13 protein-coding genes and 2 pseudogenes are annotated in these 16,344 nt (G+C 70.3%); 5 read left to right on the top strand and 10 right to left on the bottom strand.

The genetic code is table 11. The features are described from left to right. From E1264_RS02755 to E1264_RS02780, 6 genes and pseudogenes are all read right to left on the bottom strand, one after another. Window positions 1-295 (bottom strand): annotated as a pseudogene (locus E1264_RS02755) (nucleoside hydrolase); the annotation flags it as partial. Between the two features lie 41 nt (window positions 296-336). Continuing rightward, entirely contained in the window at window positions 337-2,607 is a 2,271-nt protein-coding gene (locus tag E1264_RS02760) for a N,N-dimethylformamidase beta subunit family domain-containing protein (RefSeq protein WP_132169220.1), read from the bottom strand. After that, the gene (locus tag E1264_RS02765) at window positions 2,604-3,884 is read right to left on the bottom strand and encodes an ABC transporter permease (RefSeq protein WP_243710705.1); all 1,281 of its coding nucleotides are present in this window, start codon (window positions 3,882-3,884) and stop codon (window positions 2,604-2,606) included. Before E1264_RS02765 ends, E1264_RS02760 begins: the two co-directional genes overlap by 4 nt. Continuing rightward, a complete protein-coding gene (locus E1264_RS02770; RefSeq protein ID WP_132169222.1) occupies window positions 3,881-5,014 on the bottom strand; it encodes an ABC transporter permease in 1,134 nt (377 codons plus the stop codon). The genes E1264_RS02765 and E1264_RS02770 overlap by 4 nt, the downstream gene beginning before the upstream one ends. Next, window positions 5,011-6,714 carry an ABC transporter ATP-binding protein gene (locus E1264_RS02775; protein WP_132169224.1) on the bottom strand — a complete coding sequence of 568 codons (1,704 nt, stop codon included), beginning with the start codon at window positions 6,712-6,714 and terminating at the stop codon, window positions 5,011-5,013. Before E1264_RS02775 ends, E1264_RS02770 begins: the two co-directional genes overlap by 4 nt. Next, entirely contained in the window at window positions 6,711-7,766 is a 1,056-nt protein-coding gene (locus tag E1264_RS02780) for a BMP family ABC transporter substrate-binding protein (RefSeq protein ID WP_132169226.1), read from the bottom strand. Before E1264_RS02780 ends, E1264_RS02775 begins: the two co-directional genes overlap by 4 nt. A gap of 140 nt (window positions 7,767-7,906) precedes the next feature. Here E1264_RS02780 and add point away from each other — a divergent pair, with 140 nt between their 5' ends. Both add and E1264_RS02790 read left to right on the top strand, forming a co-directional pair. Beyond that, entirely contained in the window at window positions 7,907-9,004 is a 1,098-nt protein-coding gene (add, locus tag E1264_RS02785) for an adenosine deaminase (protein ID WP_132169228.1), read from the top strand. 422 nt (window positions 9,005-9,426) lie between these two features. Continuing rightward, window positions 9,427-10,707 carry an L-threonylcarbamoyladenylate synthase gene (locus tag E1264_RS02790; RefSeq protein ID WP_243710706.1) on the top strand — a complete coding sequence of 427 codons (1,281 nt, stop codon included), beginning with the start codon at window positions 9,427-9,429 and terminating at the stop codon, window positions 10,705-10,707. Here E1264_RS02790 and E1264_RS02795 read toward each other — a convergent pair. From E1264_RS02795 to E1264_RS02810, 4 genes are all read right to left on the bottom strand, one after another. After that, window positions 10,601-10,957 (bottom strand): STAS domain-containing protein, encoded by a 357-nt coding sequence (locus E1264_RS02795; protein ID WP_132169230.1) that lies wholly within the window; start codon window positions 10,955-10,957, stop codon window positions 10,601-10,603. The genes E1264_RS02790 and E1264_RS02795 overlap by 107 nt on opposite strands. 617 nt (window positions 10,958-11,574) lie before the next feature. Further along, entirely contained in the window at window positions 11,575-11,955 is a 381-nt protein-coding gene (locus E1264_RS02800) for a hypothetical protein (RefSeq protein ID WP_132169232.1), read from the bottom strand. Window positions 11,956-12,352: 397 nt separating this feature from the next. Beyond that, window positions 12,353-13,234: an alpha/beta hydrolase gene (locus E1264_RS02805; RefSeq protein ID WP_132169234.1), complete on the bottom strand. Its 882-nt coding sequence runs from the start codon at window positions 13,232-13,234 to the stop codon at window positions 12,353-12,355. 26 nt (window positions 13,235-13,260) lie between these two features. Beyond that, a complete protein-coding gene (locus E1264_RS02810; RefSeq protein ID WP_165963933.1) occupies window positions 13,261-14,082 on the bottom strand; it encodes an MBL fold metallo-hydrolase in 822 nt (273 codons plus the stop codon). Between the two features lie 83 nt (window positions 14,083-14,165). Between E1264_RS02810 and E1264_RS02815 the strand changes: the two genes are divergently transcribed. The 3 genes and pseudogenes from E1264_RS02815 to E1264_RS02825 all read left to right on the top strand — a co-directional run bounded on the left by E1264_RS02815 (window position 14,166) and on the right by E1264_RS02825 (window position 16,332). Beyond that, window positions 14,166-14,501, top strand: coding sequence for a helix-turn-helix domain-containing protein (locus tag E1264_RS02815; protein WP_243710711.1), 336 nt, complete (start codon window positions 14,166-14,168; stop codon window positions 14,499-14,501). Between the two features lie 977 nt (window positions 14,502-15,478). Beyond that, window positions 15,479-15,580, top strand: a pseudogene (locus E1264_RS45055) (ATPase); the annotation flags it as partial. A 104-nt stretch (window positions 15,581-15,684) separates the two neighbouring features. After that, window positions 15,685-16,332 (top strand): methyltransferase domain-containing protein, encoded by a 648-nt coding sequence (locus tag E1264_RS02825; protein WP_132169242.1) that lies wholly within the window; start codon window positions 15,685-15,687, stop codon window positions 16,330-16,332. Window positions 16,333-16,344: the final 12 nt, after the last annotated feature.

Below are 16,344 nucleotides of genomic sequence, written 5' to 3' on the forward strand. Positions count from 1 at the left end.
CTGCGGACGGGCGGGGTGCCGAGTTGAGTATTGGAAGGTGGTCGACGCGGAGGCTGTCGACCCGCCAGGCCATGGGAAAGGGGTTCCGTCCTTCCAGGATCCCGGGTGCGGGGCGGATGTCGTCCCGCCGGGCGAGGCGCAGCATTTTCGCGGTGACGGAGAGCGCGGGTTCGAGCAGGCAGTCTGCAGGGGTGACGGCGACGCCGACCAAGGTGACGTGCTGGTAGCTCAGCAGGAGTTGCAGTGCGGCGAGATCGTCGAGGCCGCCGTCGTGGTCGAGGTAGACCAGGGTCATATGTGTCCTTCCGGTGATATGCGGAGGGGGACGGAGCGCGGTCAAGGTCCGTGGAGGAACCGCTCCAGCACGTTCCTCGTGATGGCGGCCACGTTGTTGCGGCCGTGGTTCCACGTGACGCTGGCGTTCCAGGTGATGGATCCGACGGAGAACACCGCCCCGCCGCCGGGCAGGCTGCGCAGGGTCATGTCCGCTCGTACGGCGTCCGAGGCATCGGCGTCCCCAGAGTCGATGGCGTCCCCAAGGTCGGCGGAGCCGGCTTCGAGGAAGAACGGGGGGTGACGGCCCGCCGACGTGGCGAGCCGCACCGTGTCCGGGTGCCGCGGGTCGGGGCGGAAGCCGTCGATCTCGTCGCCCGCCGCGCCCTGCAGGGCGTGGCCGAACTCGCCGACGACCTCGTCGGGAACGCCGGCGAAGACGAAGGCGGCGGCCGTGCCGTAGGACGCGGGCAGCCGCCGGTAGCCGCTCGCGCGCGGCCAGCCCTGTGCGGCGAAGGCGACCCCGAGAAGGTGGTGGGGTGGTCGGCCGCGCAGCGACCAGAGGCCACCCGGCCGTCCATTGGCGACCATGGTGGCCTCCCCCTCCGGGGCGCTCCACCAGCCGCCGTCGCCGCGGCGCCGGACCTCGATCCGGTGCGGCGCGCCTGCCGCGCGCGCCGCGACCCAGTAGAAGCCGTTGCCGCCGAGGTACATCAGCCGGCCGCCGGTCCGGGTGAAGGCGGTGACCGCGTCGTGCATCTCCTCGCTGACGTATTCGGGATGGCCGCCGGTGATGAGGACGCGGTAACCGGACAGCAGTTCGGCGCCATGGTCGTGCAGGTCCTCGTCGGAGGTCACGTCGACCTGGTGGCCGGTGCGCCGCAGCCAGCGCAGGAACCGCAGATCGGCCGGGTAGTGGCGGTGGGCTCCGGTCAGCCACCAGCGGTAGTCAGGATCGATGCTGAGGATCGGCCGCAGCCGTGAACTGTAGACGGCGGCCGTGCCGTCGGCCCGTCTGTCGTAGAGAGAGGCGCCGAGCCGTTCGTTGGTGTTCAGGTAGGTGTTGTCGTCGTCCAGGACGACGGGGTGGTCGCTGACGGTCTGATAGTCGCCGAAGAATGACTCCTCGGAGCGTTGACGGTGGTTGGCGTAGGCCAGGTAGGTGAAGGTGGGGAGGAGCAGCAGCGCCCTGGCCGGTCGCCGGTCGCCGGCGGAGCCGGGTGCCGGTCGTTGTTCAGGTGACGGGCTGACGATGAGCGGCAGGTCGAGGCGGTCATGAGCGGTCGCGACGCGTACGCCGAGGACTCCGCTGCCCTGCAGCGCGCCGACCCGTACCCGGGCGACGAGCGGCCAACCGGCGTCGTCGAGATCGTCGGAGCTCAGGTGGAGCGCGCCGCCGGCGCCGCCGCCGTGGCCGCGCAGGCCATCGGCCGGATGGTTGAGGATGAAGAGGCGCGGCCGGGCGGCGGCCGCCCGCGCGTTCCCGTGCGTGACGCCGGGATGACCCGCACTCTCCGCGGCGGTCCCGGCGGCGATGTCGGCGAAGTTCCACCCGGCGATGGTCGCCGCGTCCCCGGCGAGGAGCGCGGCCGGGCCTGGTTCGGCGCGGGCGTACCGTTCGGCCTCCTCCCGCCGGAGTACTCGGCCGAGGATGACGAGGTCCTCGATCCGGCCGTTGAACGTGTCCGACGGCGCGGCGCCCGCCGTCGCACGCGCGCCTATGGTGACCTCCCAACGGGAGACGGCTCCGGCGGGACGCTCCGGTCCGGTGGCCACTGCCCGTCGGGTGCCGCCCTGCTCGTCGGTAAGCAGCAGTTCCGCTCCGCGAGCGGTACGAACGAGGGTCAGCAGATACCAGGTGCCGGCGTCGAGCCGGATCCCGGTTTCGGTGGCGTGCCCGGCGACGTCGATGACGGCGCCGCCCCGGCCGTCCAGGCTCCAGCGGGTGTGACCGAGCGGCGCCGCGCCCGGCTGGTCGGGGTGTTCGACCAGCTCGGCCAAGGTCTGCCGGCGTCCGGGTACAGCATTCTCCGTTCGCAGCCACATCAGCAGGCTGATGTCGTCGCCGGCGTGTCCCCAGACGCCGGTCCGCATGTACGAGCCCGTGGGCAGCACGGCATCGGTGAGCGTCCGCGTGCGGTGATCTACCTCGGCCCGCGCCGGCCGGTCGCCTCCGTCCAGCGTGATCGGTTCGACGGTGAACGGCGCCGCGACGGGGGCGGCGGCCCCGGCCCGCGGCCGATCAACGAGCAGCGCGGCGTGTACGCCGACGAGTTCTCCGGGCGCGGCCGTCCACGTCGACAGGTAGCCCGCCAGCCGGCCCCCGGCCGTCATCGGTCGACCTCCCTTCGGCGGTAGGGGATCCCGTTGGCCGCGGGCATCTTGAGCCGGCGCGCGGAGACCACCAGGACGACGAGAGTGACCGCGTACGGCGTCGCGTACACCAACTGCGGCGGAACCCGGTCGACGAGGCCGAACAACACGATCCCCGCCACCCCCACGCCGAGCGAGGACAGGGACGCTCGGTACCGCCCGCGCAGCAGCAGACCTCCGGCCAGCACCAGGAGCGCCAGTCCGGTGAGGAGGATGAGGCCGCGCACCGCGCCGGACTCCCGAAGCTGAAGCGCGTCGGAGTACCCGAAGAGCAGGGAGCCGGTGGCCGTACCGCCCACCCGCCAGTTACCGAAGATCATGGCGGCCAGCCCGAGGTAGCCCCGGCCGGCGGTCTGCCCTTCCCGGTAGAGGCCGCTGGCCACCGTCACCAGGAAGGCGCCCCCGAGACCCGCGAGCGCGCCGGAGATGACGACCGCGACGTATTTGACGCGGTAGACGGCGACGCCCAAGCTGTCGGCCGCCGCCGGGTTCTCGCCGATGAACCGCAACCGGAGCCCGAACGGCGTGCGCCACAGCACCAGCCAGGTCCCGGCGAACAGGACGACTGCTAGCAGGGTGAACCAGGAGACGTCGGCCACGACACCGCGCAGCAGGCCGGCCATCTCGGACAGCATGAACAGATCGCCGCGTTCGACCGCACCGAGCAGGTCGGGGCTGTCCCATTCGCCGACGCGGCCGCCCGCCAGCACGGGGACGGTGAAGGAGCCGATCGCGCCGCGCACCGGTGGAGACTGGGTCGACCCGGCCTGCGGCAGGTTCGACCAGTTGACCGTCGACAGGTAACGGACGAGGCCGGGTGCCAGGAGGTTGATCGCGACGCCGGATATCACCTGGTCGACACCGAAGGTGACCGTGGCGACGGCGTGCAGGAGACCACCGAGCGCGCCGCCGACGGCTCCGGCGACGACCCCCGGCCATACGCCGTGGGCCACGCCGACCCAGGCGGCGCTCCACGTGCCGAGGATCATCATGCCCTCCAGGCCGAGGTTGGCGACACCGGCGCGTTCGCTCCACAACGCGCCCAGGGCGGCGAGCCCGATCGGCACGGCCAGCCGCAGCGCGGCTCCGACCAGCCCCGAACCGGTCATGGACGGCACCCCGGCCATCTGGTGGGCCGTGGCGACGATGAGCAGGCCGATCGCCGCCAGGCTGAGCATGCGCGGCATCGGGACGACGCGGAACCACGCCGCTGCGCCGCGCCGGGCGACGGCCGTCACAGCGCCACCGCCCGCTCGGCTGGGCGCGCGGAGTCCGCCGACCGGGCACGGACCAGCCGCGCGGCCTGCCGCGCGGTGCTCCGCTTGACGACCTCGTACGCGATCACCACTGACAGCACGATGACTCCCTGCATGATGGTCGCGATCTCCTTGGGGATGCCGTCCAGGTCGAGGATCTGCGCGCTGCGTTCCAGGAGGCCGAACAGCAGCGCCGCCGCCGCGATGCCCGCGGGCCGGTTGCGGCCGAGCAGGGCGACGGCGATGCCGGTGAAGCCGATGCCGGCCGGGAAGTCGAGCCCGTAGCTGTGGGACTGGCCGAGCAGATACGGCAGCCCGGCGAGCCCGGCGAGGCCGCCCGATAGCAGCATGGTGATGACGACCATGCGGCGCGGATCGATGCCGTTGGCCTCGGCGGCCGGTGCGTTGAGGCCGGTGGCGCGCAGCTGGTAGCCGTACCACGTTCTCGTCAGCAGGTAGTGCACCCCGGCGCCGATGACGAGCGCGATGCCCAGGAAGCCCCAGAGCGCGACGGTCGGCGGCAGCGACAGCCCGAGCGCCCCGGCGAGCGAGTTCAGGGACGGCATCCGCGCGCTCTCGGGCAGGGGCCGGGTCGCGGTGCCGGTGCTCGCGCCCGCCGTGGACGCGAGGTGGTTGGCCAGCAGGTACGCGGCGATGGCGACGGCGATGTAGTTGAGCATCAGGGTGGAGATGACCTCGTTGACGCCGCGGGCGACCTTGAGCCATCCGGCCAGGCCCGCCCAGGCCGCGCCGACCGCCGCGGCGATCACCACGATGAAGGCGATGTGCAGCGCGCCCGGCGGGTGGACGACGGCGCCTAGCGCCGCGCCGGACAGCGCCCCGAGTTGGTACTGCCCTTCGACACCGATGTTGAACAGCTTCATGCGGAACCCGACGGCGACGGCGAGCCCGGCGAGGAAGTACGGCACGGCGCGGTTGAGCGCGGAGACGATCGACTCGGGGGTCCGCGCGTAGTCGATCATCATGGCGAAGGTGGGCAACGGCGGATGCCCCGACAGGCCGAGCACCAACGCGGCGATGGCCGTCGCCAGCAGCGCCGCCGACACCGGGGCGGCGGCGCTCAGCGCGACGCGCCGGGTCACGCCGCTCACCGCCGGTCCCCGTCGCCGTTCCCGGGGACGTGACCGGGGCTCCCAGGGACGTGACCGGGGCCGGCGGCGCCGTCACCAGCGGCGCTTGCACCGGGTGGACCACTTCCGGCGTCAATGGTGTCAACGACGTCGACGGCTGTTCCACCACCGGAAGCGGCAACGGCGCCGGTGGGCTGGAGTTCGTCGTCGGGACGGCCCGTCATCAGCGAGCCCAGCCGCCGAGGTGTGAGCCGGTCCGCCGGGATCGGATCGCTGATGCGACCCGAGAACGCGACGTAGATCGTGTCGGAGAGGGCGATGAGCTCCTCCAGATCCGCGGACACCAGCAGAACGGCGAGCCCTTGGTCCCGGGCGTCCCGCAAGTGCTGCCACAGCTGAGCCTGGGCCCCGACGTCGACGCCACGGGTGGGGTGGGCGGCCAGCAGGGCCTTCGGACGCGTCGACATCTCGCGGCCGAAGACGAACTTCTGCTGGTTCCCTCCGGACAGGGCGTAGGCGGGCGTGGCCGGGCCGGGCGCCTTCACCCCGTAGGTGCGCAGGACCGCCTCGGTGGCGTGCTGGACGGCCCGCCGATCGATCCGCCAGGGCTTGAACGCCGCCCGCAGCCGCTCGTTGCCGAGCAGCAGGTTCTCCCACAGCGCCGCGCCCAGCAGCATTCCGTGCCGCTGGCGGTCCGCGGCGATGGACGCCAGCCCGAGCCGGCGCCGTTCGACGACGCCGAGCATCGTGATGTCCCGCTCGTCCAGCAAGATGGTGCCCGCCCGCACCGGCAGGAGGCCGAGTACGGCGTCCAGTACCTCGTTCTGTCCGTTGCCCTCGATACCGGCCAAGCCCACGATCTCCCCCGCGTGCACGGTCAGCGACGCCTTCTCGACCGGCGACCGGCCGTCCGCCGTGACGGTGAGGTCGTGCAGTCGTAGTCCGACCGTGTCCCGGGGCGCGGTGCCGCGTGCCGGAACGGCGGGCAGCCGCCCGCCGACCATCATTTCGGCGAGGAGGGCCTTCGTCGCGTCCGCGCGATCGACGGTGCCGACCACCTGCCCGGCGCGCATGACGGTGATCCGGTCCGCGGCGGCCAGCACCTCGTCAAGCTTGTGAGAGATGAACAGCACGGATATCCCGCGCTCGCGGAGGCTCCGCAGGCTGTCAAGCAGCCGGTCCACCTCGTCCGGCACCAGGACGGCCGTCGGCTCGTCGAGAATGATCACCTTGGCGTCCCGGTACAGCACCTTGATGATCTCCACGCGCTGCCGCTCACCGACCCCGAGGTCGCCCACGGCGCGATCGGGGTCCACCGAGAGCCCGTGGGAATCGCCGATCCGGGTGATCCAGGCGCGCGCGGACGCCCGGTCCAGCAGCCCCCGGCGCCGGATCTCGGCGCCGAGGACCACGTTCTCCCAGACCAGCAGATTGTCGGCGAGCATGAAGTGCTGATGGACCAGGCCGATGCCGGCGGCGATCGCGGCCCGGGGCGTGGCGAACCGCACCTGTCGGCCGGCCATGCTCAGGGTCCCCCGGTCAGGCCGCTCCTCGCCGTAGAGGATCTTCATCAGCGTGGACTTCCCGGCGCCGTTCTCTCCGACGATCGCGTGGATCTCGCGGGCTCGTACGGTCAGGGACACGTCGTCGTTGGCCAGCACGCCGGGATACCGCCTGCTGATGTTCGCGGCCTGCAACACCGCGGCTGCCGCGCTGTTCATGGCGTGGTCGGCACCGTGATCTGGCCGGCGATGATCTGTTTCTTGAGCGCTTCCAGCCGGGGTTCGACGTCGTCGATGAACCCGCCGGACGTCGAATAGCCGACGCCGTTCTCCGCCAGGCCGAACCGGACGCTGCCCGACTGCGGCCGTCCGTCCGCGTAGTCCTTCACGAACTTCGACACGGCCACGTCCAGGCTCTTCACTGCGCTGCTGAGCACATGGGGCTTCTGTGCGGCCTCCACGGTGTGGTACTGATCGCTGTCGACGCCGATGGCCCATTTGCCCGCGGCGACCGCGGCCTGGAAGACCCCGCGTCCCGACGCGCCGCTGGCGTGGTACACGACGTCGGCGCCGCCGTCGTACATGCCCTTGGCGGCCTCCTTCGCCTTGTCCGGGGAGGAGAACCCGGAGAAGTCCGGGGGCTGCGTCAGGTACTTGACGTCGACCTTGATACGCGGGTCGATCTTGCGGGCACCGGCCTCGTACCCCGCCTGGAACTTCTGCTGCGGCGGCGTCTGCACCCCGGCCACGAATCCGATGTGGCCGGTCTTGCTCTTCAGGGCGGCGGCGGCGCCGACGAGATAGGACGCCTGCTCCTCGCTGAAGACCAGCCCGGTCACATTCGGTGCCTTCACGGAGTCGTCGTCGATGACGGCGAACCGGGTCTTCGGGTAGGCGGAGGCGAGCTTCTTGACCGGGTCCTGGAAGAGAAAGCCGACGCAGATGATCGGGTTGTGGCCGGATTCCGCGAGCAGCCGGAGCAGCTCTTGGCGGTCGGTTCCGCCGGCATTGGGGCTGAGTTCCTTCACCTGGATGCCGAGCTCTCGCTTCAGCGAGTCGATGCCCGCGCCGACGCCGTCGTTGTACGACTTGTCTCCGCGGCCACCGATGTCGTACACCACCCCGACCTTGACCGTCGACTGCTTCTTGCCGGCCGAGGCGGGCCCGGTGCCGGATGTCGCGGCAGAGCCGCCGGAACCGCCGCATCCGGCGAGCACCACGGCCATGAGCATGGCGACCGCCGCCGCCCCCGCCGTTCGAAGTCTGGGCATGAGCCCTCCTCAGATCTTGTACGGCGTCCGCATTCGTCTTTGCCGACCGGAACGCGGCGACCGGTGGCCGCACGCTACACAGATAACTGGCAACTGGCAAGCACTTGTCTGTTAAGCGGAGATCCTGCGATGATCCGGCGATGCGATCTCAATCACCGGGCAGCCGGCCCGCACCGGCGCCCCTGCCGTCCGACAAGATCAAGGCCCTGCCGAAGGTGCTGCTCCATGATCATCTGGACGGTGGCCTCCGGCCGGAGACCGTTCTCGACCTCGCGGCCGAGGCGGGTGTACCGCTGCCGGTCAGCGGGCCCCGCCTCCTCGCCCAGTGGTTCGCCGACAACGCCAACTCCGGGAGCCTGGCGTCCTACCTCAACGGATTCCGCTACACCTACGGCTTCATGCAGAGTGTCGCCACCGTGGAACGCGTCGCCTACGAAGCCGTGGAGGATCTCGCCGCCGACGGCGTGATCTACGCGGAGGTCCGCTTCGCACCGCAGATGCACGTGGCGGCCGGCCTCACGATGCTCGGCGCACTCCGCGCCGCGGCGCACGGCCTGCGGGCCGGAGTCGCCGCCGTCCGGGCCGACGGCGGCGACATCGACGTCCGCCTCATCGCCTGCGTGGAGCGAGACCTGCCGATCGACGACGACACGATGGACGCCGCCATCGCCGCGTGGGAGCAGGGCCTGATCGTCGCCGTCGACCTGGTGGGCCCGGAACTGGGCCACCCGGCCGCGGCCCACGCCGAGCAGTTCGAACGCGCCTTCCAGGCCGGCGTGCCCGCGACGATCCACGCGGGCGAGGCGGACGGCACCGAATCGATCCGGCAGGCGATCGAGCTCCTGCACGCTAAGCGCATCGGACACGGTGTCACGCTGGGACGGGAGCTGACCGAGGGCGCCGAACCAGTCGACGGAACCGTCGCGAAGCTGGTGGCCGACTTGGGCATCACGGTCGAGTGCTGCCCTTCGTCCAACGCGCACACCGGCGGCGTCGAGACGGTGCGCGACCATCCGATCGCCATGATGACCCGCTGCGGGATCAAGACGACGATCAACACCGACAACCGGCTCATGAGCCGGACGAGCCTGAGCCAGGAGACGACCCTGCTCAACACCGAACTGAACGTCGGCTTCCACGAGCTCCGCGATTACAACATCCGGGCCGCGGAGGCCGCGTTCCTCCCCGCTCGGGAGCGCGACCGGCTCATCACTCGCATCACCCGGTTCCAGCCCTAGCGCCGTCCGCCCGGGCTCGTCCGCCTGGCCGCGCTTGCCGACCAGATCGCCCTCACCACCCAGCGCCGCCGCGCGCGGTGACGCAGGAGGAGTTGGCGGCGCAGGCGCTCGCCGAGGCGGTGGCGGCCGCCGATGTGGCGCTCGGGCAGGTCACCGGGTGATGCGAGGGGATCGGCCGGGACGTCGCCGTGCGGGCCGGTCAGGGCGAAGCAGATGCGCGTTCGGACGCGGGGTATCTGCGGGCGGTCGCGGCACGGGGGCGGCTGGCCGATGCGGTCCGCAAGCTCCAGGGGGCGGCCGAGGAGTTCCGGCAGGCCCGAGGCCCCGCCCCGTCGGGCGGCTGAACGAGAGCTCCGCCCCGTTCACGGCCGGGCAAGCCGCCGCGGTGAGAAGGGGGAACGCAACGGTGGGAGGATCCCAGGGTGACGGCGAGCAGCAGTGACATCGAGAAGGCGGCCGGTGTGCTGCGCGCGGGCGGTTTGGTGGCCTTCCCGACCGAGACCGTCTACGGTCTGGGCGCCGACGCCACCGACAGCGCCGCGGTCGCGCGTACCTTCACCGTCAAGGGGCGTCCGCCGTCCCACCCGTTGATCGTCCACATCGGCGGCGCCCAGCACCTGGACCAGTGGGTCGCCGAGGTGCCCGCGACCGCGCGCCTGCTGGCCGAACGCTTCTGGCCGGGACCACTCACGCTGGTGCTAAGGCGCGATCCCCGGGTGCCTCTGGAAGCGACCGGTGGTCTGGAGACGGTGGCCGTGCGGGTACCCGACCACCCCGTCGCACTCGCGCTGCTGTCGGCCTTCGGCGGCGGTCTCACGGCCCCCTCAGCCAACCGCTTCGGCTCGGTCAGCCCCACCACGGCCGGCCACGTCCGTGCCGAGCTTGGGGATGCCGTCGATTTCGTGCTGGACGGCGGCCCCTGCCAGGTCGGCGTCGAGTCCACCATCCTCGACCTCACCGGCCTCGACACCACAGGTGACACCACGGGCGGGGCCCCGAGCATCCTGCGGCCCGGCGGAGTGACGCGCGAAGACCTCGAAACGGTACTGGGGCGCCCGCTCGCGGTCCCGTCGACCAGCCGCGTCCGGGTGCCCGGCCAGTATCCCTCCCACTACGCGCCGCGGGCGCGGGTCGTCCTGGTCGAGCCCGAGAAGGTCATCGCCGAAGCCGAACTCGCGCAGGAGTTGGGGCACCGGGTGGGCGTGCTCGTTCCCCCCTCCTTCACCGGCACCCCCTCCTTCACAGAGCGTGCGGTCAGGGCGCACGCCGTGGTTTCCCTCCCCGGCTCGATGGCCGCCTACGCGCGCGGGCTGTACGCCTTCTTGCGCGAGCTCGACGAGCAGGGGTGCGACCTCATCGTCGCCTCCTTACCAGTGGAGGAGGGGCTGGGGCTGGATCGCCAACCGGCTCCGCCGGGCCGCGGGGCCCCGCCCGTCCGCGTGACCGGTCGGAGCGGCACCGACACCGTTCGCGGCCCGACCTTGGCTTCCTGCCGGAGCGCCCGCCGGATGAGATCGCCCATTTTGCCCGCCGCACCCAAACACGCGCTACTGCTCCACGCCGTATCGCGCTCGGTCCGGCAGCCGCCCCCTCTTCTCAGGTCAGGTAGAGGGCGGGGCCGTTGGTGCCGGTCTCCAGCCAGCGCACGGCGCTGTGCACGTCGGACATCAAGTAGACGCCGTGGACAATGCCGGTCGTGGTGAAGACGCGGTGGACACGGTCCTGCAATCCGGCAGCGATCAGGCTGATGCCGCGAGAGCCAGCGCGCATGTCGGCCCGGGCGAAGGCGTTCAGGCCACTGGAGTCGCAAAAATGCACGCCGGACATGTCCACGATGACCGCCAGCCGGGTCGCTTCGATCGCCCGGCCGAGATGCTCGGCCAGCACCGGATGGGTGAGAGTGTCGACCGATCCTGCGGCGGCGACCACGGCATAGCCGTCCAGGTCGGACATCTCGACGGTCAGGGCGGAATCAGCGCTCACCGCAGGCCACCGGATGCCCTCGCCAGCGACCAGCGCGGACCAGCCGGGGAATCAGCGGCGGGGCCGGGACGGCCCGGGGCGGCCGGCCCCGCCTGGTCGTGTTCGATGAACACGAGGATGAGCGCGTCGACGCGCTGGACAGCCTCAATGTAATAGCGGAACGGCCCGCAGCGAACTCCACGTGAACACCCCCTTGGGGGACCAGCGGCGCGTTCAACAACGATTTCAGGCAGTGAACCGCCCTGGCGTGCAAGGTGACACACCATGCCGACCTGGGCCGGGACAGCGCCACTTCCCGACCCCAGGGTTCAGGAATATCTCGACGCATACTCTGACCTGATCTCGGCCCACCCCACGTGACCGAAGGTCACCGTCAGGCGCGAAGAAGTCCCCGGATCACGCAACAGCCTCCACGCGATCCTATGCTCCGACAACGAAAACCCTACGAAGAAAGTCGTTGACGGGTCAGCACAGAAGAGAACCCAACTTCGCCGCCCACTCAGCATAAGGAATCACACACATCAACCAACTGACTCAGCCCGCATCACACCCACCGCGAAGATCACAGGTTAATGCCGCAACGGCGCTCAGGTGGCCTCCGCGTTGAGTGAAGTGGCCCGCCACTTTGGGTCGCGTCCCGATAGGGCCACCGCGCGGTCCAGGACCGAGGTGCTGGCCGTCGGCACCGGACGCTCGTACCAGTCATCAGCCCGCTTGGCGTCCTGTTCGTGTTCGAGCCACCGCAGCACCGTGGCCGCGACCTCATCGGGGAACCTCGGGACCTGCCGCGTCGCGGCGGCCAGATCCCAGCTGTGCAGAACGATCTCCTGCATAAGGTGCGCGGCCAGCGCGCGCAGGTCATATTCCGGACACGGCGTGCGGTCGGTGAGCTGTGTCGAGTTCACGCCGCGGGCAAGCCGTGCGGCCTCCTGCGCAGCTATAGCGAGTTGCTCGCAGATGTCTGCCATGCCGTCGGGTTACCGCGGCGGCGGATAATAAACGCAGGCACCCGACGCGCGGCTAAGTGCCGTTGCGGTACTCACCGCCAAAGCTCACGGTGCCGGGCGTTCACGGTGCTGGGCGTTCACGGTGCTGGGCGTTCACGGTGCTGGGCGTTCACGATGCCGAAGCGATAGGCACGCCCAAGCCACGGGCAGCGACCAGACGCGCCGTGCCATCAGCGATGGCCGTAGCACAACCCCACCGACCACAAGCGGCATGTGCGGACGGCTGTCGCTTGAGCAGCTGTGGGGTGGACGGGACGGCCCTGTCAGTCGCGTCCAGCATGACGTTTTCGGCATGGGTTGTTGCAGTGGTGCCGGTTGGCGCCTTGGTCTGGAACGGGGTGCTCGTCGTTCCCGGTTGTCAGGCGCTGAGGTTGTGGTGGAGGAAGTCGGCGGTCGCCTGGGCGGCCTGGCTGACGTGTGGTTCTCTGTCATAGAGGTCGATGTGCTGGTCGACGTCCATCCAGAGGATCTCCTTGTCGCCCGGCTTGCGTCTGTAGAGCTCCCGAGCCAGCTCGGGCGAGCAGTAGGCGTCGGTCCTTCCATGGACGATCAGTAGCGGGGTGGCGGCCAGAAGGCTCGCCGCGCCGAGAGCGTCGAAGGTCATCAGGGAGTGGAGCGATCCTCTGGTGACTTCGTTGCGCCAGTACGGCGAGGCGGACCGGGCCGTGCCGTAATAGGCGTATGGCTCATCGCCCACCATCGCGGCCTCGCCGTCATCGGGCGCCACGGCGGGTATGTACTCGTCGTACCGGTCCAGGAAGCCGCCGAGTGCAGACCGGTAGGAGTCGACGCCCATGGCCTGGGCGATCCGAGCCGGGCTGTTGTAGGCTCCCGCGATTCCTGCCACGGCCCTCACGCGGGAGTCCGTGGCGGCGGCAAGCACCGCATAGCCGCCGCCGAGGCAGATACCGACCACGCCGATCTGGGCCGGACGCACCTCGGGCCGGCCGGCCAGCACGCCGACCGCGGCCCTGAGGTCGGCCAGCTTTCCCTGACCGTCCTCATGCTGGCGGCGTCCGCCGCTCTCCCCGAAGCCCCGGTGGTCGAAGGCGAGCGTGACGAGCCCGGCATGCGCGAGCAGCTCGGCGTAGGTGCGGAGGACTTGCTCTTTCACCCCGGTGAAGGGGCCGGTGAGCGCGACGGCGGGTCGCGGATCCTCGGTGTCCGGGAACCGGAGCTCGCCCACCAGCTCGATGCGTTCGCTGCTGAAGGTGATTCGTTCCGTTTTCACAGCGGCCATGAGCCCTCCCGGGCGTCGATTGAAGGTCAGGCGGCGAGTTCGGCGGCAACGGCGTCCGCACCCAGGCCGACGAGCCAGTTCAGGGGCGCCTCCGGCAGGAAACGGGTCATGGTCTGTGTCAGCTCCAGCTTCTGCGCCTCGCTCAGACTCGGTGCACCGGCAGCCAAGTGTCCCACCGCCTCCCGGTACATGAGCAGGTACTGCCGCTGACGGGTCAGCAGGCCCAGGTCGCCGGGCGCGCCGTGTCCCGGATACAGCGGCACCCCGGCCAGCTCGTCCACCAGCCGGTCGAGCGTCTCCAGCCACGCACCGGAATGACCGTCCGCCGTGTAGGAGTGCACGCCGTCGAAAGCCAGGTCGCCTATGAAGGCGTTCCGCTTCTCGCCGGCCTCGACGAGGAGATAGGAGTCGGCATGGCTCTCAGCGGCTCCGACGTCGTGCACCTGGACTCGCAGTCCGGCGACGTCGACGGTGCCGCCGCCGTCCAGCAGATGGTCCGGCACCCGGAACCGGTCCGGCCACTCGTCGCCGTAGGTGGGCTGCCACTGCTCCCGCTTGGCAGCTGCGGTCTGCTCGATCACCTTGGCGACCGATGTCGTCGCATAGACCGGTACTCCCTCGCCGACCGCATAGGGCAGCCCGTTGAAGTGATCCGGGTGGGGATGCGTCACGAACGCCGCGACCAGCGGCTTGCGCAACGCCACGACCCGCGCGGCCAGTGCCCGCGCGTCGGACACCAGCAACCCGGCATCGACAAGGACCACGCCGTCCGCCGTCTCCAGCAGATAGCTGTTGACGAAGATCCCGGGCTCTGCCGCCGTGTACGTGTGGACCCTAAGCTCTGTCATGACTGGGACACTAGGCACCCTGATCTTGAACCGGCCAGAAGGCACTTTGAAGTGCCCTCCACACGGGAGCCCCCTTGGCATTGGTGATACCCGACGTCCTGGAAGAAAGCTGCGCGACCCGTCAGGCGCTGGAGCGACTGGCGGCCAAGTGGCGGATCCTGCTGATCTACGCGCTGCTCGCCGGACCGCAGCGGCACGCCGAACTGCGCCGCAGGCTACCCGGCATCACGCAAAAGGTCCTGACCGAGACCCTGCGGAACATGGAACGTGACGAGCTGGTCGAACGACGGGTGCTCAAAGACACCGCCCCACAGCATGTCGAGTACGCCCTGACCGCACTCGGCAAAACCCTCCAGCAGCCGCTAGCCGCCATCTGCACCTGGGCGCTGGAGCACCCCAGCGCCACACTCAACGAATGACATCCGCACATCGGCATGAGCGGACGTTGTCACCCGTCCGCCATGCGCAGGTGTGCAGACAGTGAGCCGTGCTAATCGAGAGCCCGACCACGTGGCACGACTACAAGATCCAACGCGCGGCGAGTGCGGCACGGGCACCATCTCCACTCTCAGGATGACCGAGTTCCTGCGCGACTGTCCCACTCGAGGGCAGGCCAGGCGTCGGGGTGCGGCCGACCCGTCATCAAGCAGCGGAGTGCGCTCAGCTCACCGGACACCCACCGCCCGCTCGAGGACCGAACCACACGTGCCTGAAGTGAGCCGTGCCTTCGCCCCTCCCCTGCGCCGAACCGATACTCCGCCAACCGTCGGCGGTGACGTCGGGGACGGCCTAGAGCAGCACGCCGCCGTCGCAGCGGAATCGTGTCGACTGGCCGCGCTCCCACCGACTACACGGAACCCCTGGCAAGATCAAGACCCAAGTTGAGAGCACAGCAGCCGGACGCACGAAGCCCGGACCGGCGGGCCCTGCCACCACGTCCGGGGCCCGCCTGAAGCCGCGACCGCGACCTTTCACGCACAGGCTCCACACACGCGCCGAACCTTGTCGGCGGTCCGCGAGGAGCGTCCAGTGATGGCACCGTGATGGCACAAACGGCGCCCTTCTGCGCCCCACGAGACCCAACGAGCCCACACGAAGGACCCCCGCGCAGCCACGCTGACCTTGCCAAACCCACCATGGCCAACCTGGGCCCCACGACCGAGGTCACTCTCCTAAAGCGGGTGCCGCAGGTTCGAATCCTGCCGGAGGCGCCCCAAAGTGCAGCACAACATGCACCTACTTACACGCACGGCAATGGTCCCCCCGTCGCGTGCTGACATAAGCGGCGCTAAGCCGCCTCCAACATGCCGCAGATACGGGTTCGACAGAGCGTGCGACCCCAGCCGCTCCCCGACCGACGAACACCACCGACATGGACGGGCCACCACCCCGCGAACCCGACCAGCGCGGCGTCATCGAGATCGGCGCCAGCCCCCGCGCCACCCTCGGCCTCGCCGCCACCGCCCGCGCCCTCGCCCTCATCTCCGGACGCGACTACCCCAAAAACGCCCCTACACCCTTGCAGAACGGCCCTGCCGTGGTGTGGGGTCACTCGGCGGCCACGTCTACGGCTCAACCGGTTGGAAGGGTTACGGTCCTTTGATGAGCTGGTTGAGCGATACCCGGAACGCCTACGACGCCCTCGCGGTCGGCTATGCCGACGAGACCCGCGACCTGCTCGACAGGCTGCTCCACGTTCGCGCGGGGGTGGTGCTGTTCGCCGACCTGGTTCGCGCGATCGGCGGCGGACCCGTCGCCGATGTGGGCTGCGGGCCGGGGCACACCACCGCCCTGCTGCGGGAGCTGGGCGCGGACGCGTTCGGCATCGACCTGTCCCCCGCGATGATCGAGATCGCCCGCCGCGAGCACCCCGGCGCGCGGTTCGAGGTCGGCTCCATGACCGCCCTGGACCTCGCCGACGCCTCTCTGACCGGTGCGCTCGCCTGGTGGTCGCTGATCTACATCCCCGACGAGGCGGTTCCGGGCGTACTCGACCAGTTCCACCGAGTCCTACGACCCGGCGGAGTACTGGCCGTGGGTTTCCACGTCGGGGACGAATCAAAGCTCGAGACCAGTGGGGACGGCGACCAGCCCGTCCAGGCGTATGTGCACTACCGCCAACCGTCCCGCGTGGCCGACTGGCTCCGCGAGGCGGGCTTCACCCTAGAGGCACAGCACCTGCTGAACCCCGACGAGCCAAAGCCAGGCGCAATCCTGTTCGCCCGCCGCCCCACGGCCCCACCCCAGTAGCCTCCGGCGGCA

Origin of the sequence: Actinomadura sp. KC216 (assembly GCF_004348535.1) — a bacterium.
GTDB lineage: Bacteria > Actinomycetota > Actinomycetes > Streptosporangiales > Streptosporangiaceae > Spirillospora.